Genomic DNA, 23,139 nt, shown 5'->3' on the forward strand with positions numbered 1-23,139 from the left:
GCAAGAAGTGAGAGGGGCAGTCTGCCATGCCGCGACAGCCCGCTCCGTATCCCGCGTCCCGGCTTCTCAGGCATCCGGCCAGGCGGTGAGGATCTCGAAGCCGTCGTCGGTCACCGCGATGGTGTGTTCCCACTGCGCCGACAGCGAGTGATCGCGGGTCACCACGGTCCAGCCGTCCGGCAATTGCCGCGTCTGCGGCTTGCCGGCGTTGACCATCGGCTCGACGGTGAACGTCATGCCCTTCTTCAGCTCGATCCCGGTGCCGGGCTTGCCGTAGTGCAAAACCTGCGGCTCGTCGTGATAGACCTTGCCGATGCCGTGACCGCAATACTCGCGCACCACCGAGAAGCCGGCCGCCTCGGCGTGCTGCTGGATCGCATGGCCGACGTCGCCCAGCGTCGCGCCGGGGCGCACGGCCTGGATGCCGCGCATCATCGCCTCGAAGGTGGTGTCCATCAACCGCTTGGCCAGCACCGACGGCGTGCCGGCGACATACATGCGGCTGGTGTCGCCGTGCCAGCCATCCTTGATCACGGTGACGTCGAGGTTGACGATGTCGCCGTCCTTGAGCACCTTGCCCTCGTTCGGGATGCCATGGCAGATCACGTGGTTGACCGAGGTGCACAGGGTCTTGGGAAATCCGTGGTAGCCGACGTTGGCGGGGATCGCCTTCTGCACGTTGACGATGTGCTCGTAGGCGAGCCGGTCGAGCTCCTCGGTGGTGACGCCGGGCTTGACGTGGTCCTTGAGCATGGCCAGCACTTCGGCAGCCAGCCGGCCGGCAACGCGCATGCCTTCGAGGTCTTCGGGGGATTTCAGGGTAATGGCCATCGGTTTCACTCATGTGGCGGCAAAAGCCAAATAAATCCAGCGACTTGCCGCACCGCCGGCGTACCGGCTACAATTTCGGAGTTTTGCAGGCCCTGCGGCTCGATATCTGGAGCAGCCAGCGCAAAGCGAACGGGAATTGTAACCCTCCGCGGGACAACTCCCAAACCAACGCCACACACGCATCGGCACCGCCTTCGGGGTGCTGCGCCTTGCCCACCCACAAAATCGGGCAAGTCGCGGTCGAAGCCGGGGATGCGTGGAGGTCCCAACCCCCAGGTTCCTTCTCGAGGGAGCCGACAATCGGAGCGACACCCCATGGCACAAGTCACCATGCGTCAGATGCTGGAAGCCGGCGTCCATTTCGGTCACCAGACCCGTTACTGGAACCCCAAGATGGCCCCGTACATCTTCGGCGCCCGCGGCAAGATCCACATCATCAATCTCGAAAAGACCCTGCCGCTGTTCACCGACGCGATGAATTTCCTGTCGGGCCTGGCGCAGAAGCGCGGCACCATCCTGTTCGTCGGCACCAAGCGTTCGGCCCGTGAACCGCTCGCCGAAGAGGCCGCGCGCGCCGGCATGCCGTTCGTCACCTCGCGCTGGCTCGGCGGCATGCTGACCAACTTCCGCACCGTGAAGCAGTCCGTTTCGCGCCTGAAGGAACTGGAAGCGGCCGAGACCGACGGTTCGTTCGACAAGCTGGTCAAGCACGAAGTGCTGGCCCGTCGCCGTGAGCGCGACAAGCTGCAGGCCTCGCTGGGCGGCATCAAGGACATGAACCGCCTGCCCGACGCGCTGTTCGTGATCGACATCGGCCACGAAGACATCGCCGTGCAGGAAGCCAAGAAGCTGGGCATCCCGGTGATCGCCGTGGTCGACACCAACTACAACCCGGAACTGGTCGACTACGCCATCCCGGGCAACGACGACGCGATCCGCGCGATCCAGCTGTACGCCCGCGCCGCTGCCGACTCGATCCTGGAAGGCAAGGCCGCCGCGCCGGCCGCCGCCCAGGGCGACGGCAACGACTTCGTCGAGCTGGACGAGGAAGGCAACCCGGTCGCCAAGGTCGATCGTCCGCGCCGCGAGGCTGCCCCGCGCAAGTCCGCCCCGCGCCGCGAAGGCGGCCGTGATGGTGGCCGTGACGGCGGTCGTGGTTCGCGCAACGACGCCAGGTAAGCGCGCCGACGGCGGTCAACGGCCGCCGTCAGGCCCTGCCCGAGATCACCGCGCGGTGGCGTCCGTTCGCCACCGCGCCATCCAAGCATTAGAGGATTGACGATGAGCAATATTTCCGCACAACTGGTCAAGGAGCTGCGCGAGCGGTCCGGCGCCGGCATGATGGAATGCAAGAAGGCCCTGGTCGAGAACAACGCCGACATCGAAACCGCGATGGAATGGCTGCGCAAGTCCGGCCTGGCCAAGGCTGACAAGAAGGCCAGCCGCATCGCTGCCGAAGGTCGCATCGTGGCTGCCCAGAGCGCCGGCAAGGCCGTGCTGGTCGAGATCAACTGCGAAACCGATTTCGTGGGCAAGGACGCGAGCTTCCTGAAGTTCAGCGACACCGTCGCCGACGTCGCGCTGAACTCCGGTGCCGCCGACATCGACGCACTGAAGGCAGCCGCCTACCCGGGCGCCAGCAATGTCGAGGAAGCCGCCAAGAGCCTGATCGCCACCATCGGCGAAAAGATCGACGTGCGCCGCATGGCGGTCGTCAAGAATGACGGCGTGATCGGCAGCTACACCCACGGCGGCCGCATCGGCGTGCTGGTGGCGCTCAAGGGTGGCTCCGAAGAGCTGGCCAAGGGCATCGCCATGCACGTGGCGGCGATGAACCCGGCGCACATCCGCGCCGAGGACGTCCCGGCCGAATTCCTGGCCAAGGAAAAGGAGATCGCGCTGAGCCTGATGTCCGACAAGGAAAAGGCCAAGCCGGCCGACATCCTCGAGAAGATCATCTCCGGCAAGGTGCAGAAGATCGTCTCCGAAGTGACCCTGCTGGGCCAGCCTTATGTGCTGGACACCAACGTCACCGTGGCCGACGCGCTGAAGAAGGAAGGCGCCGACGTCATCTCGGTGGCTCGCCTGGCGGTTGGCGAAGGCATCGAGAAGGTGCAGGAAGACTACCTGGCCGAAGTGGCCAAGGCGATGCAGGGCTGAACCCCCGGCAAGTCGTTGCACGACGAAAAGGCCGCGAGCAATCGCGGCCTTTTTCATTCCCTGGCGCCTGAAACCAGGGCCCCGCTTCCCGATTCGCGGAAAATTTCGCGGATGGCCACGGCGAACGCCCCGACCACGGGCGGCTGCCGCTACAATAAGCCGGTTTACCCCACACAATCCGGAGCCCCCATGAGCGACCAGCCCAAGTACCGCCGCATCCTGCTCAAGCTCTCCGGTGAAGCCCTGATGGGCGATGCCGACTACGGCATCGATCCCAAGGTGATCGGTCGGCTGGCCGATGAAATCATCGAGGTGCAGAAGACCGGCGTGCAGATCGGCATCGTGATCGGCGGCGGCAACATCTTCCGCGGCGCCGGCCTCGCCGCCGCCGGCATGGACCGGGTCACCGGCGACCACATGGGCATGCTGGCCACCGTGATGAACGCGCTGGCGATGCAGGACGCGATCGAGAAGCGCGGTGGCTACGCACGAGTCACCAGCGCGATCCAGATCCACGACGTGGCCGAGGATTACATCCGCCGCCGCGCCATTCGCCACATCGAGAAAGGCCGCATCGTGCTGTTCGCCGCCGGCACCGGCAATCCGTTCTTCACCACCGATTCCGCGGCAGCCTTGCGCGCGGTGGAGATCGGCGCGGACCTGCTGCTGAAGGCGACCAAGGTCGATGGCGTGTACACCGCCGACCCGGCCAAGCATGCCGACGCGACCCGTTATGACCGGCTCGGCTACGACGACGTGATCGAGCGCAAGCTGGCGGTGATGGACACCGCCGCGATCGCCCTGTGCCGCGACCAGCAGATGCCGCTGCGCATCTACGACATGACCGTGGCCGGCAACCTGATGCGGATCATGCGCGGCGAGTCGATCGGCACCCTGGTCGACGGCGGCTGACCGCGCCGCAACAAGCCGCCACGGCGGCCACTGCTATAATCACCCGTTGCACGATTCACCGGGAAGCACGACATGCTCAATGACATCAAGAACGATGCGCAGACCCGCATGGGCAAGAGCATCGACTCGCTCAGGCACGACCTCACCCGCATCCGCACCGGCCGTGCCAGCACCTCGCTGGTGGACGGCATCAAGGTGTCCTATTACGGCTCGGACATGCCGCTGGCGCAGGTCGCCTCGGTGTCGCTGTCCGATGCGCGCACCATCCTGATCACGCCATGGGAAAAGAACATGGTGGCGCCGATCGAGAAGGCCCTGATGGCTTCGGACCTGGGCATCACGCCGACCACCGCCGGCACCGTGATCCGCCTCAACATGCCCGCACTGACCGAGGAGCGCCGCCGCGAGCTGGCCAAGCTGGTCGGCCACGAAGGCGAGAACGCCAAGATCGCGATCCGCAACGTCCGCCGCGACGCCCTGCAGCAGGTCAAGGACCTGCTCAAGGAAAAGCTGATCACCGAGGACGAAGACCGCCGTGTCGACGACGAGATCCAGAAGCTCACCGATCGCGCGGTGAAGGACGTCGATGTCGTGGTCAAGGCCAAGGAAGAGGAGCTGATGGCGCTCTGAGCGTCATCGCCCCCATCATGCCCGGCGCCGATGTCAAGGGATGCCCTGATCCATTCGGCGCAGGCGGCATGATATCCAGAAGGTTCGCAGACGGCAGTGCGCGGCGCAGGCAAGGCTGGCTGCCTTGGCAAGTCGTGCGCTGCCGCCTGCGGGCCTTCTGGATATCACCCCATCATCATTTTCAAATCGTTGGGGCCGGCTCTGTCTGTCCACAGCTCCGCGGCGCGTCTCCTCGGCAGGCCGACGCCTGCCTTCGTCCCCGCACCACGAATCTGCGAACAGACAGAACCGGTGACGCCTGTGCCGAATAGATCAGGGCATCCCACGGTGCCGCGCCACATCGCCATCGTGATGGATGGCAACGGGCGCTGGGCGAAAGCACGGCATCGCCCCCGCAGCTTCGGCCACAACGCCGGCCGCAAGGCCGTGCGCGAAGTGATCGAGGCCTGCCTGCGCGAAGGCGTGCAGGCGTTGACCCTGTTCGCGTTCTCCAGCGAAAACTGGCAACGCCCACAGGAAGAAGTGGGCGCGCTGATGGGGCTGTTCGTGCGGGCGCTGGACAAGGAAGTGGACGAACTGCACGGCCACGGCGTGCGGCTGCGCTTCATCGGCAATCTCGACGCCTTCGAGGCGAACCTGCGCGAGCGGATGCAGGCGGCGATGGCGCGCACCGCCGGCAACGACCGGCTGCAGGTGAACATCGCGGTGAGCTACGGCGGCCGCTGGGACATCGTGCAGGCCAGCCGCCAGGCCGCAGCCGCGGTGGCTCGCGGCGAATTGCGCGCGGACGACATCGATGAGGCCCGACTTGGCCAGTGGATGAGCCTGGCCGAACTGCCGCCGCTGGACCTGTTCATCCGCACCGGCGGCGAATGCCGCATCAGCAATTTCCTGTTGTGGCAGGTCGCGTACGCCGAGCTGTACTTTACCGATACCTTGTGGCCCGATTTCGACCAGGCTTGCCTGCGCCGGGCCATCGAAGACTATGCCCGCCGGGAGCGCCGTTTTGGCCGTACCGGCGAGCAGGTCACCCCAGTTTCCTAGAGGATTCCCATGCTGCTTCAGCGCATTCTCACCGCCTTGGTGCTCGCGCCGCTGGCGATCCTGATCATCCTGCTGCCGTCCACCGGCATCTTCGGTGCGATCGTCGCGCTGGCCTTCCTCGCCGCCTGGTGGGAATGGGCCCAGCTGAGCGGACTGAAGAACCGTTCGGCGCGCATCGTGCTGCTGCTCGCGGCTGCCGGCGTCTTCATCCTGCTCTGGCTTGCCCGGGGCAGCGCATGGACACCGTGGCTGCTCGCCGTCGGCGTGGCCTGGTGGGTGGTGGCCTGCCTGTGGCTGCGCCATTTCGCGTTCGGCGCCGCGCCCACGCGCGAGAACCTGACCTTGAAGCTGATCGCCGGCGTCTTCGTGATCTTTCCCACCTGGGTCGCACTCACCAGCATCCACGTCCGCCTGCCGCACGGTCACTGGTGGACCCTGCTGGCCCTGGTGATCGTGTGGGCCTCGGACATCGGCGCGTATTTCAGCGGCCGCACCTTCGGCAAGCGCAAGCTGGCGCCGCAGATCAGTCCCGGCAAGACCTGGGCCGGTGCGTACGGCGCGATGGTCGCCGGCGTGCTGGTCGCCGATGTGGGCGGGTGGCTGCTCGGCGTGCGCGGGAGCTCGCTGCTTGCGCTGGCGGTGCTGGCCGCTGCCACGGTGGCGATATCGATCGTGGGCGACCTGCTGGAAAGCCTGATGAAGCGGCACGCCCAGGTAAAGGATTCGGGCAGCATCTTTCCCGGCCACGGCGGCCTGATGGATCGACTGGACAGCGTATTCGCCGCGCTGCCGGTGTTCGCCGCCGGCCTGCTGTTGCTGGACATCTGACATGCAGGACATTGCCGTACTCGGCGCCACCGGCTCGATCGGCGGCAGCACGCTCGACGTGATCGCGCGTCACCCCGGGCGCTTTCGTGCCACGGTGCTGACGGCGCACCGCCAGGTCGAGGCCCTGGTCGGCTTGTGCGTGAAACACCGGCCCGAACTGGCGGTGATCGCCGATCCTGCGCTGGAAGGCGAACTGGCCCGTCGCCTGAGCGCCGCGGGGGTGCGTTGCGAGGTGGCCAGCGGCCATGCAGCGCTGACCACCGCCGCTTCCGGCCAGCTGTGCGACACCGTGGTGGCCGCCATCGTGGGCGCCGCGGGGCTGGAGTCCACGCTGGCCGCCGCGCGCACGGGCAAGCGCCTGCTGCTGGCCAACAAGGAATCCATCGTGATGGCCGGCCCGCTGCTGCTGGAGGCCGTCGCCACCGGCAAGGGCGCGCTGATTCCCGTCGATTCCGAACACAACGCGATCTTCCAGTGCCTGCCCGGCGGCCGGCCCGAGCTGGCTCGAAGCGGCGTGCGCCGGCTGGTCCTGACTGCCTCGGGTGGCCCGTTCCGCGGCCGCACGCGGGCCGAACTGGCCGGCATCACGCCGGACCAGGCCTGCAAGCACCCGAACTGGGTGATGGGCCGCAAGATCTCGGTCGACTCGGCCACCCTGATGAACAAGGGCCTGGAAGTCATCGAGGCCCACCACCTGTTCGCCGCGCCGGCCGAGGTCATCGACGTGGTGGTGCACCCGCAGAGCCTGATCCACTCGATGGTCGAGTACGTCGACGGCTCGGTGCTGGCCCAGCTGGGAAATCCGGATATGCGCACCGCGATCGCCCATGCCCTGGCCTGGCCGGAACGGATCGAATCCGGCGTGCCTTCGCTGGACCTGGCCCGGTGCGCCCCGCTGCAGTTCGAACCGCCGGACCTGGTCACCTTCCGCTGCCTGGCGCTGGCTTTCCAGGCCTTGCGTGCCGGCGGCGATGCCCCCGCCGTACTGAACGCGGCCAACGAGATCGCCGTGGAAGCCTTCCTCGGCGGCGCACTGCCCTTCCTGTCGATCGCCGACGTGGTCGAGTCGGTACTTGCGGAACTGCCGGCGCAAGCCGTGGTCGATGTTGGAACGCTTTGTGAACGCGACCGCATGGCGCGGGAGGCCGCCCGGCGCGTCCTGCGCAATGCTTGCTGATATTCTTGCTCCGATGACTTTCTGCCCCGGTATTTGATGACTTCCTTCTTCGGCTCGGTGTTCTGGTTGCTGGTCACGCTCGGTGTGCTGGTGACCTTCCATGAGTTTGGCCATTACTGGGTCGCGCGCCGCTGTGGGGTCAAGGTGCTGCGCTTCTCGGTCGGCTTCGGCAACGCGATCTGGAAACGCATCGGCCGCGACGGCACCGAATACCAGATCGCCGCGATTCCATTGGGCGGTTACGTCAAGATGCTGGATGCCCGCGAGGGTGAGGTCGACCCTGCCCTGCAGTCACAGGAATTCACCGGCAAGTCGGTATGGAAGCGCATCGCCATCGTCGCCGCCGGTCCGGGCTTCAACCTGATTTTCACCGTCGCCGCGTTCTGGCTGATGTTCATGCTGGGCCGGCCCGATGCCGCCCCGCTGGTCACCGCCACGCCGCAGAGCATCGCCGCCAGGGCCGGCATCCAGCCGGGTGACCGTATTCTCCGCGTCGATGGCGAAGAAGTAGGCACCTATACCGATGCAATGGACGGCGTGGTCAACGCCCTGCTCGGGCGTTCGCCGCTGCCGCTGACCGTTCGGGGCACCGATGGTCGCCAGCGCGAACTGATATTGCCGCTGGACGAGCTGCCCGCCGGCGAAGGCGTGGCCAGCTATCTGGATCAACTGGGGCTGAAGCTGGCCTCGTCCCCGGCGATCGCCGCCAGCGTGCTACCCGGCATGCCGGCGGCACTTGGCGGCATGCAGGGCGGCGACCGGATCGTCTCGATCAACGGCCAGCCGGTGACCGACTACGCCGCGTTCCAGAAACTGGTGCCACTCGAGGCCGCAAAATCGCCGCACCTGAAACTGGCGATCGAGCGGGGCGGCAAGCCACTGCTGCTGGCGGTCGACGCGCGGCACGAATCCATCGAAGGCCAGCCGGTCAGCTGGATCATCGGCGTCAATGGCCCCGGTCCCGAACAGGTGACCTTGCGTTACGGGCCGATCAGGGCGTTTTCCGCCTCGCTCGACGCCACCTGGCGCAATACCGCGCAGACCTTCAACCTGATCGGCAAGATGATCAGCGGCCAGGCTTCGACCAACAACCTGTCCGGCGTGATCGGCATCGCCTCGGTGGCCAACCAGTCCGCCAGCATGGGGCTGCCGTGGTTCCTGAATTTCCTGGCACTCATCTCGCTGAGCCTGGCAATCCTCAACCTGCTGCCGATCCCGGTCCTGGATGGCGGGCACCTGCTGTATTATCTTGTGGAGTTGGTCAAGGGCAGTCCGGTCAGCGAACAGACGATGGTGGTCGGCCAGTACATCGGCATCGCCTTGCTGTTCACCCTGATGGGGCTGGCTTTCTACAACGACATCCATCGCATGCTGCCGTCGTGATGCCGATGCACGGCGACAACGGGATCACGATGACAGGCCTGACTGCGCCAGCCGCGGCAAGCTGCAGCGGTGTTTCAGGTCGCTCCCTGTCTCGGCAGGGCGCGTTTCTTTTTCGGGAAGGGGTTCGTCCCTGCCCCATGCTCTTGATCGGGGCGGCCGCGCTGGCCGCTTCATCGAAATAACCCAACGGAATCGACGATGAAGCGTATCGCCGCGCTGATCCTGCTTGCCTCCCTCTCCGCCAATGCGTTCGCGTTCGATCCCTTCGTGGTGTCGGACATCCGCATTGACGGCCTCAGCCGGATTTCCGCCGGTACCGTCTACAACTATCTGCCGATCAACAAGGGCGACCAGCTGACCAACGACGGGGCGCAGCGCGCCATCCGCGCGCTGTACCAGACCAAGTTCTTCAGCGATGTCGAGATGGATCGCGAAGGCAGCATCCTGGTGATCAAGGTGGTCGAGCGCCCCTCGATTGCCAAGCTGACCCTGCGCGGCAACAAGGACATCAAGACCGACGACCTCAAGAAGGGCCTGAAGGAGATCGGCCTCACCGAGGGCGAGACCTTCGACCGGCTGGCGCTGGACAACGTGCAGCAGGAACTGATCCGGCAGTACTACAACCGCGGCAAGTACAACGTTTCGGTCGAGCCCCACGTGACCCGGCTGGATCGCAACCGCGTCGCCGTCGAGATCGAGATCCGCGAAGGCAAGGCCGCCAGGATCAAGGAACTGAACATCCTCGGCAACCACGCATTCAGCGACAAGGACATCCGCGACGGTTTCGAATCGGACACCAGCAACTGGATGTCCTGGTATTCGAAGGACGACCAGTATTCGCGCGAAAAGCTGTCCGGGGATCTCGAGAAGCTGCAGTCCTACTACATGGACCGCGGCTACGCCGACTTCGGCGTCGACTCCACCCAGGTGGCGATCGCGCCGGACAAGCGTTCGATGTACATCGACGCCAGCATCAAGGAAGGCGAGATCTACAAGGTTGCCGACGTGAAGCTGCTGGGCGACCTGATCCTGCCTGAAAAGACTATGCGCCAGCTGGTTTTCGTCAAGGATGGCGACACCTTCAACCGCGGCGCGATCGAGGCCAGCAGCAAGGCGATCAAGGCCGTGCTGGCCAACATCGGCTATGCCTATGCCAAGGTCACGCCGATTCCCAAGCTGGACAAGGAAAAGCGCACGGTCGACCTGACCATGTACATCGAGCCCGGCCAGCGCGTCTACGTGCGCCGGGTGATCTTCCAGGGCAATACGCGCACCGAGGACGGCGTGCTGCGCCGCGAGCTGCGCCAGCTGGAGGGTTCCTGGTATTCGCAGGCCGCCATCGATCGTTCCAAGGTCCGCCTCCAGCGGCTGGGCTACTTCAAGACGGTCGACATCGACAAGGCGCGCGTCCCGGGCACCCAGGACAAGGTGGACGTCACCGTCAAGGTGGAAGAGCAATCGGCCGGCAGCATGCAGTTCGGCATTGGCTACTCGCAGTACTCCGGCATCATCCTGAATGCCTCGGTGTCGCAGAACAACCTGTTCGGCACCGGTGACAGCTTCTCGATCAGCGGCGAGCGCAGCACGTACTACACGCGCCTGGGGATGAACTACTACAACCCCTACCTGACCGACAGCGGCATCGGCATCGGCTACAGCGCCTCGTACTCGAAGACCGACTACGGCAATACCGACTTCGCCAACTACGCCACCAGTGCGAAGAGCTTCTCTTCCTACCTCGGCATTCCGATCAGCGAGACCGACGGCTTGCGCGTGGGCCTGGGCATCAGCAGCAACAAGGTCAACCTGTACCCGGGCTACAGCCCGCTGGTACTGATCGACTACCAGAACGAGATCGGCAACAAGACGATCCACACCTGGACCGGCACGCTGGGCTGGAACCACGACACCCGCAACGGCTACTGGGCACCGACCCGCGGCGGCCTGCTCTCGGCCTCGACCGACGTCGCCCTGCCCGGCTCGACCGTGCAGTACTGGAAGCTCTCCACCGAGGCGAACCACTACTGGCCGATCGGCAAGGGCTTCGTGCTGTATCTGGATGGCCAGGTCGGCTACGGCAAGACCTATGGCAAGAACGGCCTCAGCGACGATGCCTACGATGCATTGGCCGCGGCCAGCAAGGCCGACAATGTCAACCAGGGCCACATCATCACCGACATGCGCCAGGACCTGCCGTTCTGGCAGAACTACTACGCCGGCGGCGTGCGCGACGTGCGCGGCTTCCAGGACAACACCCTGGGTCCGCGCGTGTGCATCGATGGCAGCACGCCTGATGCCAAGGGCATGTGCAACAACGGCGCCTACTACTCCCAGCCGATCGGCGGCGCGTTCAAGGTCCTGGGCACGGCCCAGGTCTTCCTGCCGCTGCCGTTCCTGAAGGACGTCAACACCGCCCGCGTGTCCTGGTTCATGGACGTCGGCAACGTGTACAAGGACTACAAGAGCTTCGATGCCTCCGAACTGCGCGCATCGACCGGCATCTCGCTGCAGTGGCAGGCGCCGATCGGCCCGCTGATCATCAGCCTGGCCGTGCCGTTCCGCTCCAAGGACGCCGATCGCCATTACGAGGAACGCATCCAGTTCACCTTCGGCAGCCAGTTCTGATTCCATCCGGAAGTGGATCGGAAAGCGCGGCCCGGCCGCGCTTTCTTTTGCCGGAAGGGTCGACTGCACGCCGCGCCGCCACCCTCTACAATGGCCGGCAGGTTCCGGAGCAAGCATGAGCACAATCCATTACACGGTCGCCGGGCTGGCCGAGCGGTTCGGCCTGGTCGCAAGCGGCGATGGCACGCGGGTGATCGACGGCGTCGGCACTCTGGCGGGCGCCGGTCCCAGCCAGCTCAGCTTCCTGTCCAACAGCAAGTACAGCGGCCAGCTGGCGACCACGCGCGCCGGCGTGGTGGTGTTGCGCGAAGCGGACCTGGCCGCGTGCCCGACAGCGGCGCTGATCGCCTCCGATCCCTATGTGGCCTACGCGAAACTTGCCGCCCTGTTCGAACGGATGCCTGCCGCCGCAGCGGGCATCCACCCCAGCGCCGTCGTGGCCGACAGCGCGCAAGTCGATCCCGGCGCCAGCGTCGGACCGGGCTGCGTGATCGGTGAGCGTGCAGTGATCGCGGAGGGAGTGGTACTCGGCCCACACTGCATCGTCGGCGAGGACTGCACGGTCGGCGCGCATTCACGACTGATCGCCCGGGTCACCCTGGTGACCCGGGTCACGCTGGGCCAGCGCGTGCTGGTGCACCCCGGTGCGGTGATCGGCTCGGACGGCTTCGGCCTGGCCTTCGACCGGGACCACTGGATCAAGCTGCCCCAGCTCGGCGGCGTGCGCATCGGCGACGATTGCGAGATCGGCGCCAACACCACGATCGACCGCGGCGCACTGGACGACACCGTGCTGGAAGAGGACGTGCGGCTGGACAACCAGATCCAGATCGCCCACAACGTGCACGTCGGCGCGCACACCGCGATGGCCGGCTGCGCCGCAGTAGCCGGCAGCGCGAGGATCGGCCGTTACTGCATGATCGGCGGCAACGCCGGCGTGCTTGGCCATCTGGAACTGGCCGACCGGGTTACCATTACCGCCAAGAGCCTGGTCACGCATTCGATCCGCGAACCTGGCGAATATTCATCGGGCGTGCCCCTGCAGGACAACCGCCAGTGGCGAAAGAATGCGGCGCGCTTCAAACATCTGGACGAGTACGCGCGTCGACTGTCGACGCTGGAGAAGGACAGCGACAATGAGTGAAAACAGCGACTTCATGACCCTGCCGATCGATGTGGAGCAGATCCGGGAATTGCTCCCCCACCGCTACCCGTTCCTGCTGGTGGACCGCGTGATCGAGATCGTGCCCGAGGTCAGCGTGGTCGCGATCAAGAACGTGACCATCAACGAGCCGTTCTTCCAGGGCCATTTCCCCGGACACCCGGTAATGCCCGGCGTACTGATCATCGAGGCGATGGCGCAGGCCGCCGGCCTGCTGACCCAGGTCAGCCGCCACATGAAGGGCGACAAGGTCAGCCCGCTGTTCTACCTGGTCAAGGTCGACAACGCGCGCTTCAGCGCCCCGGTGGTTCCCGGCGACCAGTTGCGCATGGAAGTCAGCCTGAAACGGCTGATGCGCGGCATGGGCATCTTCGAGGCGCGCTCCCTGGTCGATGGCAAGGAAGTGGCCAGTTGCGAATTGATGTGCGCCGCGAGGTCGGGCAAATGATCCATCCCACCGCACTGATCGACCCCTCCGCCATCATCGGCGCCAACGTCAGCATCGGCGCGTACAGCGTGATCGGTGCCGAGGTGGAGATCGGCGAAGGCACCGTGATCGGGCCGCATGTGGTGATCGAGGGTCCGACCCGGATTGGCCGCGACAACCGGATCAACCAGTTCGCCTCGCTGGGTGGCGATCCGCAGGACAAGAAGTGGCAGGGCGAACGCACCGAACTGGTGATCGGCGACCGCAACCTGATCCGCGAATTCACCACGATCAACCGCGGCACCGGTGACGGTGGCGCGATCACCCGGCTCGGCAACGACAACTGGGTGCTGGCGTACGTGCATATCGCGCACGACTGCCAGATCGGCAACAACGTGGTGTTCTCCAACTACTCGGCGCTGGCCGGGCACGTCAGCATCGGCGACTGGACGATCCTGTCCGGCTACTCCGGCGTGCACCAGTTCTGCAAGGTCGGCGCGCATGCGTTCATCGGCATGGGCTGCCTGGTCGGCCACGACGTGCCGCCGTTCGTGATGATGGCCAACGAGCAGCACGGCCGCCCGCGGGGCATCAACAGCGAAGGCCTGAAGCGCCGTGGTTTCGACGCGCCGCGGATCGCCGCGATCAAGCGCGCCTACCGCACCCTGTACATGGCCGGCCTGTCGCTGCCCGAAGCCCGCGAAAAGCTGGCCGAACAGGCGCGCGAAAGCGACGACGTGCGCGCCATGCTGGAGTTCCTCGACCACAGCGAGCGCGCGCTCGCCCGATAAGCGCATCGCGCTTATCGGGAAATCAAGCACGCGCTCTGGCTCTCGCCTCACGAAGGAGACGAAATGCAAAACAGCGACGTCTCCACGCAAACGCCCCTGATCGCCATCATTGCCGGCGAAGACTCCGGTGACCAGCTCGGCGCCGACCTGATCGCCGCCTTGCGCGGACGCTACCCGCAGGCGCGTTTCGTGGGCATCGGTGGCGCGCGCATGCAGCGCGAAGGCTTCGAGTCCTGGTACGACATCCACGAGTTGTCGCTGTTCGGTTTCAGTGAAGTCATCCTCCACCTGCCCCGGCTGCTGCGCCTGCGCAAGACGCTGGTCGCGCGCCTGCTCGAGCTGAAACCCGACGTCGTGGTCGGCATCGACGCGCCGGATTTCAACCTCGGTGTGGAGCAGCGCCTGAAACAGGCCGGCCTGCTGACCGTGCACTACGTCAGCCCGTCGGTATGGGCGTGGCGCGAGAAGCGCGCCGAGAAGATCGGCCGCAGCGCCCATCGGGTGCTCTGCCTGTTCCCGATGGAACCGGCGATCTATGCGAAGCACGGCATCGATGCGCGCTTCGTCGGGCATCCGCTGGCCGACCGTTTCGCCCTGGTGTCTGACCGCGTGGGCGCGCGCGACGTGCTGCAGTTGCCGCAACAGGCGCCGGTGCTCGCCGTGCTGCCCGGCAGCCGGCTTTCCGAATTGAGCCGGCTGGGCCAGCCGTTCATCGAGGCCGCCAGTCGCGTCGCCGCGGCCGTCCCGGGCCTGCGCGTGGTCATTCCCGCGGCCAATGCCCGGGTCCGCGCGAAGCTCGACGCGCTGCTCGCCCACGTTCCCCAGGGCGAATCCCGCCCGCTGCTGCTCGACGGCCATGCGCACGAGGCGATGCTGGCGGCCGACGTGGTGCTGCTGGCGTCGGGCACCGCCACGCTGGAGGCGATGCTGGCCAAGCGGCCGATGGTGGTGGGCTATCGCGTGGCACCGATGAGCTATCGCATCGCCCGCGCGCTGAAGATGCTGAAGACCGACATCTATTCGCTGCCGAACATCCTGGCACGCGCCAGCGGCATCGATATCGGTGGCGGCCTGCTGGTGCCGGAACTGATGCAGGACGACTGCACCGCGGAGAACCTCGCTGCCGCCACCCTGGCGCTGTTCAAGGACAGCGAGCGGCGTGGCGCGGTGGTCGCCGCCTTCGAGCAATTGCACCAGGCGCTGCGCGGCGGGCTGGACGATCAGGCCGGCGATCGCGCCGCGGCGGCCATCGCCGAGCTGATCGATGCACGGAATCCCGGCCATGGCTGAGCGTTCCGCGAGTACCTGCTCCCTACCTCAATCCTTCCCCTCGGGGGGGAAGAGGCAAGCGCAGGAAGCGCGGGAATCGATTGGAGCGAGCCTGTTCGTGGCCGGCGTGGACGAAGCGGGACGTGGCCCGCTGGCCGGCCCGCTGGCCGTCGCCGCGGTGATCCTCGACCCGTCCCGCCCGATCGCCGGTCTGGACGATTCGAAGAAGCTCAGCGAGGCGAAACGCGAGGCGCTTTATCCCCTGATCATCGAGCGCGCGCTGGCCTGGTGCGTGGTGCTGGTCGAACCGGACGAGATCGACCGCCTGAACATCTTCCAGGCCACCATGACCGGCATGAGCCGCGCGGTTGCCGGCCTCGCACCGGGTGCGCACGAAGCCCTGGTCGACGGCAACCAGTTGCCGAAGGACCTGCCCTGCCCCGGCCGGGCGATCGTCGGTGGCGATGCGCTGGAACCGGCCATCAGCGCCGCCTCGATCCTGGCCAAGGTCAGCCGTGACCGCCTGATGGTGGCCATGGAAAACCTCCATCCCGGCTACGGCTTCGCCGCGCACAAGGGTTATCCCACCCCGGCGCACCTGGCTGCGCTGCAGATGCTCGGCCCCTGTGCCCAGCACCGCCGCAGCTTCGCCCCGGTGCGAGTGCTGCTGGATCAGGCAAGGCTGTTCTGACCGCACAGGGCGCTTGTTCCCGTTCCAGCCACGATCGCGCATCCCGATGAGATTGATCCGCATAGGCCATCGGTCTATGCAACTTTCCCCCGCGCGCGCGCATCATTACCTTCAAGGAAACCCGCACAGCACGGATGCGCCCGTTGCACCGGCCCGTACTGACCTGCCGGCCCGCTCGCCAGCGAACTCGCACGCGTTCCCAGGGAACGCAGGAGTCACGCCATGATGCATCCGCAAAGCCACCCGACCACCCCGTCGCCATCGACCGCGGCGTCCGCATGGGAACCGGTTCTCGACACGACCGATCGCACCGACGAAACCCCGCTGTCGCACGCCGACTACAACCTGCAACCGCTGCGGGTACAGGCGCTCGATCATTACATGAGCACCGCCGGCGAGGACGAGCGCTTCTTCGTCCGCTGAGCCGGCAGGCCGTTCCGATCAGGCCACGTGGCCCGACTTCCTCGCTCCGCGGCATGTTGCTACGCTGGCGCGTGCCCCGGGGGGAATGGAAGAGATGCGCAGAATCGCGATCGTGCTGCCTGGCCTGTTGCTTGGCCTGCTGCTTTGCTGCCATGCCGTTGCCGGCGACAGGCCGGGACTCCAGCCGGGCGACACGCCGCCGGATGCGCTGGGCACCACGCAGCGGGGCCAGGAGGTGACCGTCTCCTCGCTGCACGGCAAGGTCGTGGTGATCAGTTTCTGGGCCACCTGGTGCGGCTACTGCATGGAAGAGATTCCCGTGCTGGCGAAGCTGCAGTTGCTGGCGACCCGGCGCGGCCTGCCGCTGCAGGTGGTGGCGATCAATCATCGGGAAGACCGCGACACCTTCGTGCGAACCTCGCGCGTACTGCGCAGGAGCCTGCCCGAACTGCTGGTCACCTGGGACCGTGACGGCGCGATCGGCAAGCCCTACGGCGTCAGCGGCATTCCGGTGATGGTGATGCTGCGTCGCGACGGCAGCATCGCCCACGTCCATGTCGGCTACGGTGCCGACATGCTGGACACGCTGGTCGGCGAGATCAACGCCCTGCTGCTCGAACAGCCTGCCGCGACGGCGGCCGTCACCAGGCCTTGAGTTGATCGGGCCTTGAGCCGATCGGGGCGCCAGCGCGCTTCGCGCAAACCGCGCGGAAGTCAATCTTGCCGCTGCCCCGGCCGCCGGGTAGCCTGCATGAATTCAGTGCGTAAACCGGCATGACCGTCAGCTACACCCACCTGCACCTGCACAGCGAATATTCGCTGGTCGACTCGACCATCCGCATCAAGGCGCTGGTCGCCGCCTGCGTGCGCGACGGCATCCCGGCGGTGGCACTGACCGACGACAGCAACATGTTCGCGCTGGTGAAGTTCTACAAGGCCTGCAGCGCCACCGGCATCAAGCCGATCGGTGGTTGCGACCTGTGGATTTCCTCCAGCGACGACCCGCGTCCGTGGCGACTCACCCTGCTGTGCCAGAACCGCGACGGTTATCTCAACCTGTCGCGACTGGTCTCGCGCGCATGGCAGGAAGGTCAGCACGGCGGGCGCGCCCTGGTCGACGTGTCGTGGCTCACTGCGGGCGCCACCGAGGGCCTGATCGCCCTGCTCGGACGCGACAGCGAAACCGCCCGCCTCGCCATCGGCCAGGGCATCGACGCGGCGCAGGCCAGGTTGCGTCCGCTGGCCCGGCTGTTTCCCGACCGGCTGTACCTGGAGCTGACCCGCTGCGGCCGCGACGGCGAGGAAAACTGGAACACCGCCGCCTTGGCACTGGCCGGCGAACTGGCGCTGCCGGTGCTGGCCAGCAACGACGTGCGCTTCCTCAAGCAGGATGACTTCGCCGCGCACGAAGCACGCGTATGCATCAACCAGGGCCGCGTGCTGGCCGACCCCAAACGCCCCCGCGAATACAGCGACCAGCAATACCTGAAGACGCCCGCCGAGATGGCCGCGCTGTTCGCGGATATTCCCGAGGCGCTGGAAAACACCGTCGAACTGGCCAAGCGCTGCACGCTGGAACTGAAGTTCGGCACGTACTACCTGCCCGACTTCCCGGTGCCCGAAGGCCACGACCTCGACAGCCATATCCGCGAGCTGTCGCGGCAAGGCCTGCGCGAGCGCCTGGAAAACGCGCCGCTGGCAGCCGACCACACGCTGGACGACTACAACGCCCGGCTGGAACGCGAGCTGGACGTCATCGTCAAGATGGGCTTCCCCGGCTACTTCCTGATCGTGGCGGACTTCATCAACTGGGGCAAACAGAACGGCATTCCGGTCGGCCCCGGCCGCGGTTCGGGCGCCGGCTCGCTGGTGGCCTGGGCGCTGAAGATCACCGATCTCGACCCGCTGCAGTTCAACCTGCTGTTCGAGCGCTTCCTCAATCCCGAACGCGTGTCGATGCCCGACTTCGACATCGACTTCTGCATGGATCGCCGCGACGAGGTGATCGACTACGTGGCGCGCAAGTACGGTCGCGACCGCGTCAGCCAGATCATCACCTACGGCTCGATGGCGGCCAAGGCCGTGCTGCGCGATTCCGGCCGCGTGCTCAGCATGCCGTACGGCCAGGTCGACCGGCTGGCCAAGATGGTGCCGCCGCGACCGCTCGACCTGACACTTTCCGACGCGCTCGGCCGCTCCGAGAAATCGAAGAAGGAGACCGACCGCGTCGTCAAGGAGTTCTGCGAAACCTATGAGCAGGACGAGGACGCCCGTGCACTGATCGACCTGGCGCTGAGCCTGGAAAACCTCACCCGCAACGCCGGCAAGCACGCTGGCGGCGTGGTGATCGCGCCGACCCCGCTGACCGACTTCGCGCCGCTGTACTGCGAAGCCGGCGGCGGCGGCGTGGTGACCCAGTACGACAAGGACGACGTCGAAGCGGTCGGCCTGGTGAAGTTCGACTTCCTCGGCCTGCGCACGCTGACCATCATCGACTGGGCGGTGAAGGCGATCAACGCCCGCCGCGCGAAAGCCGATGAAGCGCCGCTGGACATCTCGGCGCTGCCGCTGGACGACCCGGCGCCGTACGAGCTGCTGAAGAAGGCGCAGACGGTCGCGGTGTTCCAGCTCGAATCCTCCGGCATGAAGCGCATGCTGAAGGACGCGAAGCCCGACCGCTTCGAGGACATCATCGCGCTGGTGGCGTTGTACCGCCCCGGCCCGATGGACCTGATCCCCAGCTTCGTGGCGCGCAAGCATGGCCGCGAGGACGTGGAGTATCCCGACCCGCGCGTCGAGCCGATCCTGAAAGAGACCTACGGCATCATGGTCTACCAGGAGCAGGTGATGCAGATGGCGCAGATCGTGGGCGGTTATTCGCTCGGCGGCGCCGACCTGCTGCGCCGCGCGATGGGCAAGAAGAAACTGGAGGAGATGGCCAAGGAGCGCGCCAAGTTCCGCGAGGGCGCGGCGAAGGACGGCCTCACCGGCGAGAAGGCCGATTCCATCTTCGACCTGATGGAGAAATTCGCCGGCTACGGCTTCAACAAGTCGCATGCCGCCGCCTACGCGCTGGTTTCTTACCAGACCGCGTGGCTGAAGGCGCACTACCCCGCCGAGTTCATGGCCGCCACGATCTCCGCGGACATGGACAACACCGACAAGGCGGTAACCTTCCTCAACGAAGCGCGCGCGATCGGCATCACCGTGCAGCCACCGGACGTCAACGCGTCCGAGTACATGTTCGTGGCGATCGAACCGAAGGTGATCCAGTACGGCCTCGGCGCGATCAAGGGCGTCGGCCAGGGGGCGTGCGAAGCGATCGTGGCCGAACGCGCCCACGGCGCTTATACGGACCTCGCCGATTTCTGTCGTCGCGTCGATCCCAACAAACTCAACCGGCGCGTGCTCGAAGCCCTGATCATGGCCGGCGCGCTGGATGCGCTGGCGGCCAATCGCGCCAGCCTGATGCTGCAACTGCCCGACGCGATCAAGGCCGCCGAACAGCACCTGCGCGACAAGCAGTCGGGCCAGAACGACATGTTCAGCGCGGCGATGGGCAACACCACGCCGGTAGTGAAAATTGACCTGCCGACCGTGCCCGAATGGCCGCTGGAACAGAAGCTGCAGGGCGAGCGCGACACGCTGGGCCATTACCTTTCCGGCCATCCCACCGACCCGTGGAAGGACGAACTGGCGCAGCTGTCGACCTGCCCGCTTGGCGAGATCGTCGATCGCTACCAGCCGCCCAAGCCGCGCAAGAACGACGACGGCGACAACAACCGTTTCCGCCGTGGCCCCGACACGCCATGGACCGTCGCCGGCATGGTCACCGCCGTGCGCAAGCGCGGCGACAGCGATGCCTTCGTGCGGCTGGAAGACGGCACCGGCATCATCGAGGTGAGCTTCTTCGGCGAGCTGTACCAGCAGATGGCGCCGCTGCTCACCCGCGACCAGATGCTGGTGGTCGATGGCGGCCTGCGCATCGACGACTTCTCCGGCGGCGGTTTCCAGTTGCGTGCACGCAGCGCGTTGTCACTGGAAGACGCCTGTCGCAAGCACGCACGCGTGCTGCAGCTGAAATTGAACGGCATCGGCCCCGACTTTGCCGCCCAGTTGCAGCGCACCCTGGCCGGCTACCGCGGCGGTCGCGCCAGCGTCACCCTGCATGGCTACCGCAACCGCAACGCCCAGGCCGACCTGGAACTGGGCGAGGCCTGGCGGGTCGACGCCATCCCCGACCTGCTGCGCGCCGTCCGCGCCCTGCCCGGCGTGCAAGCCGTCCGCCTGCGCATCGTCAAGCAGCAGGATTGACCCTCCGCCTTGCTCCCTCCCCTGCTCCCTCCCCTGCTCCGCAGGGGAGGGCTGGGGTGGGGTCGCTCTTGATCCAGAGTTCAAGATCAAGAGTTCAAGATAAAGAGCCTTGTCCCCTCCCGACCTTCCCCCTGCTGCGCAGGGGGAGGAACCGCAGTGTTACTTCCTGCCCCGCTCCATCATCGCCTTGAGGTCGGCAAACGGATTGCCCGTCGCCGGCGGCGCCTCCTCCACCGCCATCACCCCGCCGCGCACGTGGTCGATGTGCCGCGAGTGCTCGTTGTCGTGGCAATACACGCACAGCAGCTCCCAATTGCTGCCGTCGGGCGGGTTGAAGTCGTGATCGTGGTTGCGGTGGTGCACGGTCAGTTCGGACAGGTTCGTGCGGGTGAACTCGCGGGCGCAGCGGCCGCACACCCACGGGTACATCTTCAGGGCACGCTCGCGATAACCCAGCTCGCGCTGCTCGGCGGCGCGCCGGGCCTCGGCCACGATGCGGTCGAGTTTCGCGTTGTCGATGGGCTTGCTTGACATGCAGATGATCCAACTGCGGACGTGAGGGGACAGGCGTGATGGGGCGGACGATAGCGCAATCGCGCCGCCCGTGGCAGACCGGGTGTCGACCCCGTCACAGCCATACGGCGGCGTTCTCGCGTTTTGTTGCGGGACGCTATACTGCAGCGCTTCAGTACCGTGAATTGCAGCGAATGAACCCAAACTTCCTCGATTTCGAACAACCCATTGCCGAACTGGACGCGAAGATCGAAGAGCTTCGCCACGCCAGCGACGGCCAGGCGTTCAATATCGAGGACGAGGTCGGCCGCCTGCGCGAGAAGCTGAAGATCAAGACCGCCGAGATCTTCCGCAACCTCAACTCGTGGCAGACCACCCAGCTGTCGCGCCACCCGGCGCGTCCGTACACGCTCGACTACATCGGCGTGATCTGCGAGGAATTCCACGAACTGGCCGGCGACCGCATGTACGCCGAGGACGCCGCCATCGTCGGCGGTCTGGGCCGCGTCAACGGTCGGCCGATGGTGATCATCGGCCACCAGAAGGGCCGCAACACCAAGGACAAGGTGCGCCGCAATTTCGGCATGCCACGTCCGGAAGGCTATCGCAAGGCGTTGCGCCTGATGAAGATGGCCGAGCGTTTCGGCCTGCCGCTGCTGACCCTGATCGACACCCCCGGAGCCTATCCCGGCGTCGGCGCCGAGGAGCGCGGCCAGAGCGAGGCGATCGCCCGCAACCTGCTGGAAATGGCCGAACTCAAGGTGCCGATCATCTGCACCGTGATCGGCGAAGGCGGCTCCGGCGGCGCGCTGGCGATCGGCGTGGGCGACCGCACCAACATGCTGCAGTACTCGACCTATTCGGTGATCTCGCCCGAAGGCTGCGCCTCGATCCTGTGGAAGAGCGCCGACAAGGTGAAGGACGCCGCCGAAGCCCTGGGCATGACCGCCCCGCGCCTGTTCGAACTGGGCCTGGTCGACAAGGTCGTGCGCGAGCCGCTGGGCGGCGCCCACCGCAATCCGCGCTCGATGGCGGTGCGCCTGAAGGCCGTGCTGCTGAAGCAGCTCGACGAACTCCAGGCGATGCCCGTGCCCGACCTGCTCGAACAGCGCTACCAGCGCCTGCGCAGCTACGGCGCGTACCAGGGATAAGCCCACGCACCCGTAGCCGGCGTTCGTGGCGCTACCATCGGTCCATCTCTTTCGACGGATTCCCGCCATGGCCCACGACAAGCTCGCCGTACTGATCGACGCCGACAACGCCCGCCCGGCGATCGTCGAAGGGTTGCTGGCGGAAATCGCGAAATACGGCACCGCCCACGTCAAGCGCATCTACGGCGACTGGACCAAGCCGGACTTGAACGGCTGGAAGGAAGTGCTGCTGCGCCACTCGATCCAGCCGATCCAGCAGTTCCGCTACACCGTCGGCAAGAACGCCACCGACTCGGCGATGATCATCGATGCGATGGACCTGCTCTACGCCGGGCGTTTCGACGGCTTCTGCATCGTCTCCAGCGACAGCGATTTCACCCGGCTGGCCTCGCGCATCCGCGAATCGGGGCTGACCGTGTACGGCTTCGGCGAGCGCAAGACACCCGAACCGTTCCGCACCGCCTGCGACAAGTTCATCTACACCGAAGTGCTGGCCGGCACCACGGCGACCGCCGAAGCCGAGGCAGCGCCGAAGCAGCGCTCGGCCAAGGAACTGCGTGGCGACACCCACCTGATGAACCTGCTGCGCGGCGCGATCGAGGCGGCCTCGGACGACACCGGCTGGGCCGGCCTGGGCCCGATCGGCAGCATCATCAACAAGCAGTCGCCCGACTTCGATTCGCGCAACTACGGCTATGCCAAGCTCAGTGGACTGATCAAGGGCATCGGCCTGTTCGATACCGAGGAACGCCACATTGGCAACGGCAAGCACATCTACGTGCGCCAGCGCGCCGCGAAAAAATGAGCG

21 protein-coding genes are annotated in these 23,139 nt (G+C 66.2%); 19 read left to right on the forward strand and 2 right to left on the reverse strand.

The genetic code is table 11. The features are described from left to right. Positions 1–66: 66 nt before the first annotated feature. Positions 67–831 (reverse strand): type I methionyl aminopeptidase, encoded by a 765-nt coding sequence (map, locus tag AC3A56_RS02765; RefSeq protein WP_056764248.1) that lies wholly within the window; start codon positions 829–831, stop codon positions 67–69. 315 nt (positions 832–1,146) lie between these two features. Here map and rpsB point away from each other — a divergent pair, with 315 nt between their 5' ends. From rpsB to dnaE, 17 genes are all read left to right on the forward strand, one after another. After that, the gene (rpsB, locus tag AC3A56_RS02770; RefSeq protein WP_204110822.1) at positions 1,147–2,010 is read left to right on the forward strand and encodes a 30S ribosomal protein S2; all 864 of its coding nucleotides are present in this window, start codon (positions 1,147–1,149) and stop codon (positions 2,008–2,010) included. 102 nt (positions 2,011–2,112) lie between these two features. Next, entirely contained in the window at positions 2,113–2,991 is an 879-nt protein-coding gene (tsf, locus tag AC3A56_RS02775; protein ID WP_056717954.1) for a translation elongation factor Ts, read from the forward strand. Positions 2,992–3,180: 189 nt separating this feature from the next. Further along, a complete protein-coding gene (gene pyrH / locus AC3A56_RS02780) occupies positions 3,181–3,903 on the forward strand; it encodes a UMP kinase (protein ID WP_007804467.1) in 723 nt (240 codons plus the stop codon). Between the two features lie 72 nt (positions 3,904–3,975). Then, positions 3,976–4,533: a ribosome recycling factor gene (frr, locus tag AC3A56_RS02785; RefSeq protein WP_007804466.1), complete on the forward strand. Its 558-nt coding sequence runs from the start codon at positions 3,976–3,978 to the stop codon at positions 4,531–4,533. 327 nt (positions 4,534–4,860) lie between these two features. Next, on the forward strand, positions 4,861–5,577 hold the full coding sequence (gene uppS / locus AC3A56_RS02790) for a polyprenyl diphosphate synthase (RefSeq protein ID WP_487769271.1): 717 nt from the start codon (positions 4,861–4,863) through the stop codon (positions 5,575–5,577). A 9-nt stretch (positions 5,578–5,586) separates the two neighbouring features. Continuing rightward, positions 5,587–6,405 (forward strand): phosphatidate cytidylyltransferase, encoded by an 819-nt coding sequence (locus AC3A56_RS02795; protein WP_487769272.1) that lies wholly within the window; start codon positions 5,587–5,589, stop codon positions 6,403–6,405. Between the two features lies 1 nt (position 6,406). Next, positions 6,407–7,582, forward strand: a complete 1,176-nt coding sequence (locus tag AC3A56_RS02800) for a 1-deoxy-D-xylulose-5-phosphate reductoisomerase (RefSeq protein WP_056764246.1) — start codon at positions 6,407–6,409, stop codon at positions 7,580–7,582. 36 nt (positions 7,583–7,618) lie between these two features. Next, on the forward strand, positions 7,619–8,965 hold the full coding sequence (gene rseP, locus AC3A56_RS02805; RefSeq protein WP_487769273.1) for an RIP metalloprotease RseP: 1,347 nt from the start codon (positions 7,619–7,621) through the stop codon (positions 8,963–8,965). A 198-nt stretch (positions 8,966–9,163) separates the two neighbouring features. Next, positions 9,164–11,590 carry an outer membrane protein assembly factor BamA gene (gene bamA / locus AC3A56_RS02810; protein ID WP_487769274.1) on the forward strand — a complete coding sequence of 809 codons (2,427 nt, stop codon included), beginning with the start codon at positions 9,164–9,166 and terminating at the stop codon, positions 11,588–11,590. 115 nt (positions 11,591–11,705) lie between these two features. Continuing rightward, entirely contained in the window at positions 11,706–12,734 is a 1,029-nt protein-coding gene (gene lpxD, locus AC3A56_RS02815) for a UDP-3-O-(3-hydroxymyristoyl)glucosamine N-acyltransferase (RefSeq protein ID WP_487769275.1), read from the forward strand. Further along, positions 12,727–13,200: a 3-hydroxyacyl-ACP dehydratase FabZ gene (gene fabZ / locus AC3A56_RS02820; protein ID WP_056717961.1), complete on the forward strand. Its 474-nt coding sequence runs from the start codon at positions 12,727–12,729 to the stop codon at positions 13,198–13,200. Before lpxD ends, fabZ begins: the two co-directional genes overlap by 8 nt. Next, the gene (gene lpxA / locus AC3A56_RS02825) at positions 13,197–13,970 is read left to right on the forward strand and encodes an acyl-ACP--UDP-N-acetylglucosamine O-acyltransferase (RefSeq protein WP_007804451.1); all 774 of its coding nucleotides are present in this window, start codon (positions 13,197–13,199) and stop codon (positions 13,968–13,970) included. Before fabZ ends, lpxA begins: the two co-directional genes overlap by 4 nt. A gap of 63 nt (positions 13,971–14,033) precedes the next feature. Next, the gene (lpxB, locus tag AC3A56_RS02830) at positions 14,034–15,260 is read left to right on the forward strand and encodes a lipid-A-disaccharide synthase (protein WP_487769276.1); all 1,227 of its coding nucleotides are present in this window, start codon (positions 14,034–14,036) and stop codon (positions 15,258–15,260) included. A 79-nt stretch (positions 15,261–15,339) separates the two neighbouring features. After that, positions 15,340–15,930 (forward strand): ribonuclease HII, encoded by a 591-nt coding sequence (gene rnhB / locus AC3A56_RS02835; protein ID WP_487769624.1) that lies wholly within the window; start codon positions 15,340–15,342, stop codon positions 15,928–15,930. 222 nt (positions 15,931–16,152) lie between these two features. Continuing rightward, on the forward strand, positions 16,153–16,353 hold the full coding sequence (locus AC3A56_RS02840; RefSeq protein WP_056717964.1) for a hypothetical protein: 201 nt from the start codon (positions 16,153–16,155) through the stop codon (positions 16,351–16,353). 94 nt (positions 16,354–16,447) lie between these two features. Continuing rightward, positions 16,448–17,008, forward strand: a complete 561-nt coding sequence (locus AC3A56_RS02845) for a TlpA disulfide reductase family protein (protein ID WP_487769277.1) — start codon at positions 16,448–16,450, stop codon at positions 17,006–17,008. A gap of 119 nt (positions 17,009–17,127) precedes the next feature. Further along, positions 17,128–20,667 (forward strand): DNA polymerase III subunit alpha, encoded by a 3,540-nt coding sequence (gene dnaE / locus AC3A56_RS02850; protein ID WP_487769278.1) that lies wholly within the window; start codon positions 17,128–17,130, stop codon positions 20,665–20,667. A gap of 159 nt (positions 20,668–20,826) precedes the next feature. Here the strand turns inward: dnaE and AC3A56_RS02855 are convergent, their stop codons facing one another. Continuing rightward, positions 20,827–21,201 carry a YajD family HNH nuclease gene (locus tag AC3A56_RS02855; RefSeq protein WP_056717966.1) on the reverse strand — a complete coding sequence of 125 codons (375 nt, stop codon included), beginning with the start codon at positions 21,199–21,201 and terminating at the stop codon, positions 20,827–20,829. Between the two features lie 173 nt (positions 21,202–21,374). On the opposite strand from AC3A56_RS02855, the gene AC3A56_RS02860 reads away from it, so the two are divergent. Together AC3A56_RS02860 and AC3A56_RS02865 are read left to right on the forward strand one after the other, a co-directional pair. Beyond that, a complete protein-coding gene (locus tag AC3A56_RS02860; protein ID WP_487769279.1) occupies positions 21,375–22,331 on the forward strand; it encodes an acetyl-CoA carboxylase carboxyltransferase subunit alpha in 957 nt (318 codons plus the stop codon). 67 nt (positions 22,332–22,398) lie between these two features. Next, the gene (locus AC3A56_RS02865) at positions 22,399–23,136 is read left to right on the forward strand and encodes an NYN domain-containing protein (protein WP_056764234.1); all 738 of its coding nucleotides are present in this window, start codon (positions 22,399–22,401) and stop codon (positions 23,134–23,136) included. The last annotated feature ends 3 nt before the right edge of the window (positions 23,137–23,139 follow it).

It is taken from the genome of Rhodanobacter sp. Soil_C_14 (assembly GCF_057657335.1).

What these genes read in the sequence shown, in the direction of transcription:
- map (WP_056764248.1), bottom strand. Translation starts at nt 831, where the DNA reads ATGGCCATTACCCTGAAATCCCCCGAAGACCTCGAAGGCATGCGCGTT.
- rpsB (WP_204110822.1), top strand. Translation starts at nt 1,147, where the DNA reads ATGGCACAAGTCACCATGCGTCAGATGCTGGAAGCCGGCGTCCATTTC.
- tsf (WP_056717954.1), top strand. Translation starts at nt 2,113, where the DNA reads ATGAGCAATATTTCCGCACAACTGGTCAAGGAGCTGCGCGAGCGGTCC.
- pyrH (WP_007804467.1), top strand. Translation starts at nt 3,181, where the DNA reads ATGAGCGACCAGCCCAAGTACCGCCGCATCCTGCTCAAGCTCTCCGGT.
- frr (WP_007804466.1), top strand. Translation starts at nt 3,976, where the DNA reads ATGCTCAATGACATCAAGAACGATGCGCAGACCCGCATGGGCAAGAGC.
- AC3A56_RS02795 (WP_487769272.1), top strand. Translation starts at nt 5,587, where the DNA reads ATGCTGCTTCAGCGCATTCTCACCGCCTTGGTGCTCGCGCCGCTGGCG.
- AC3A56_RS02800 (WP_056764246.1), top strand. Translation starts at nt 6,407, where the DNA reads ATGCAGGACATTGCCGTACTCGGCGCCACCGGCTCGATCGGCGGCAGC.
- rseP (WP_487769273.1), top strand. Translation starts at nt 7,619, where the DNA reads ATGACTTCCTTCTTCGGCTCGGTGTTCTGGTTGCTGGTCACGCTCGGT.
- bamA (WP_487769274.1), top strand. Translation starts at nt 9,164, where the DNA reads ATGAAGCGTATCGCCGCGCTGATCCTGCTTGCCTCCCTCTCCGCCAAT.
- lpxD (WP_487769275.1), top strand. Translation starts at nt 11,706, where the DNA reads ATGAGCACAATCCATTACACGGTCGCCGGGCTGGCCGAGCGGTTCGGC.
- fabZ (WP_056717961.1), top strand. Translation starts at nt 12,727, where the DNA reads ATGAGTGAAAACAGCGACTTCATGACCCTGCCGATCGATGTGGAGCAG.
- lpxA (WP_007804451.1), top strand. Translation starts at nt 13,197, where the DNA reads ATGATCCATCCCACCGCACTGATCGACCCCTCCGCCATCATCGGCGCC.
- lpxB (WP_487769276.1), top strand. Translation starts at nt 14,034, where the DNA reads ATGCAAAACAGCGACGTCTCCACGCAAACGCCCCTGATCGCCATCATT.
- AC3A56_RS02840 (WP_056717964.1), top strand. Translation starts at nt 16,153, where the DNA reads ATGATGCATCCGCAAAGCCACCCGACCACCCCGTCGCCATCGACCGCG.
- AC3A56_RS02845 (WP_487769277.1), top strand. Translation starts at nt 16,448, where the DNA reads ATGCGCAGAATCGCGATCGTGCTGCCTGGCCTGTTGCTTGGCCTGCTG.
- dnaE (WP_487769278.1), top strand. Translation starts at nt 17,128, where the DNA reads ATGACCGTCAGCTACACCCACCTGCACCTGCACAGCGAATATTCGCTG.
- AC3A56_RS02855 (WP_056717966.1), bottom strand. Translation starts at nt 21,201, where the DNA reads ATGTCAAGCAAGCCCATCGACAACGCGAAACTCGACCGCATCGTGGCC.
- AC3A56_RS02860 (WP_487769279.1), top strand. Translation starts at nt 21,375, where the DNA reads ATGAACCCAAACTTCCTCGATTTCGAACAACCCATTGCCGAACTGGAC.
- AC3A56_RS02865 (WP_056764234.1), top strand. Translation starts at nt 22,399, where the DNA reads ATGGCCCACGACAAGCTCGCCGTACTGATCGACGCCGACAACGCCCGC.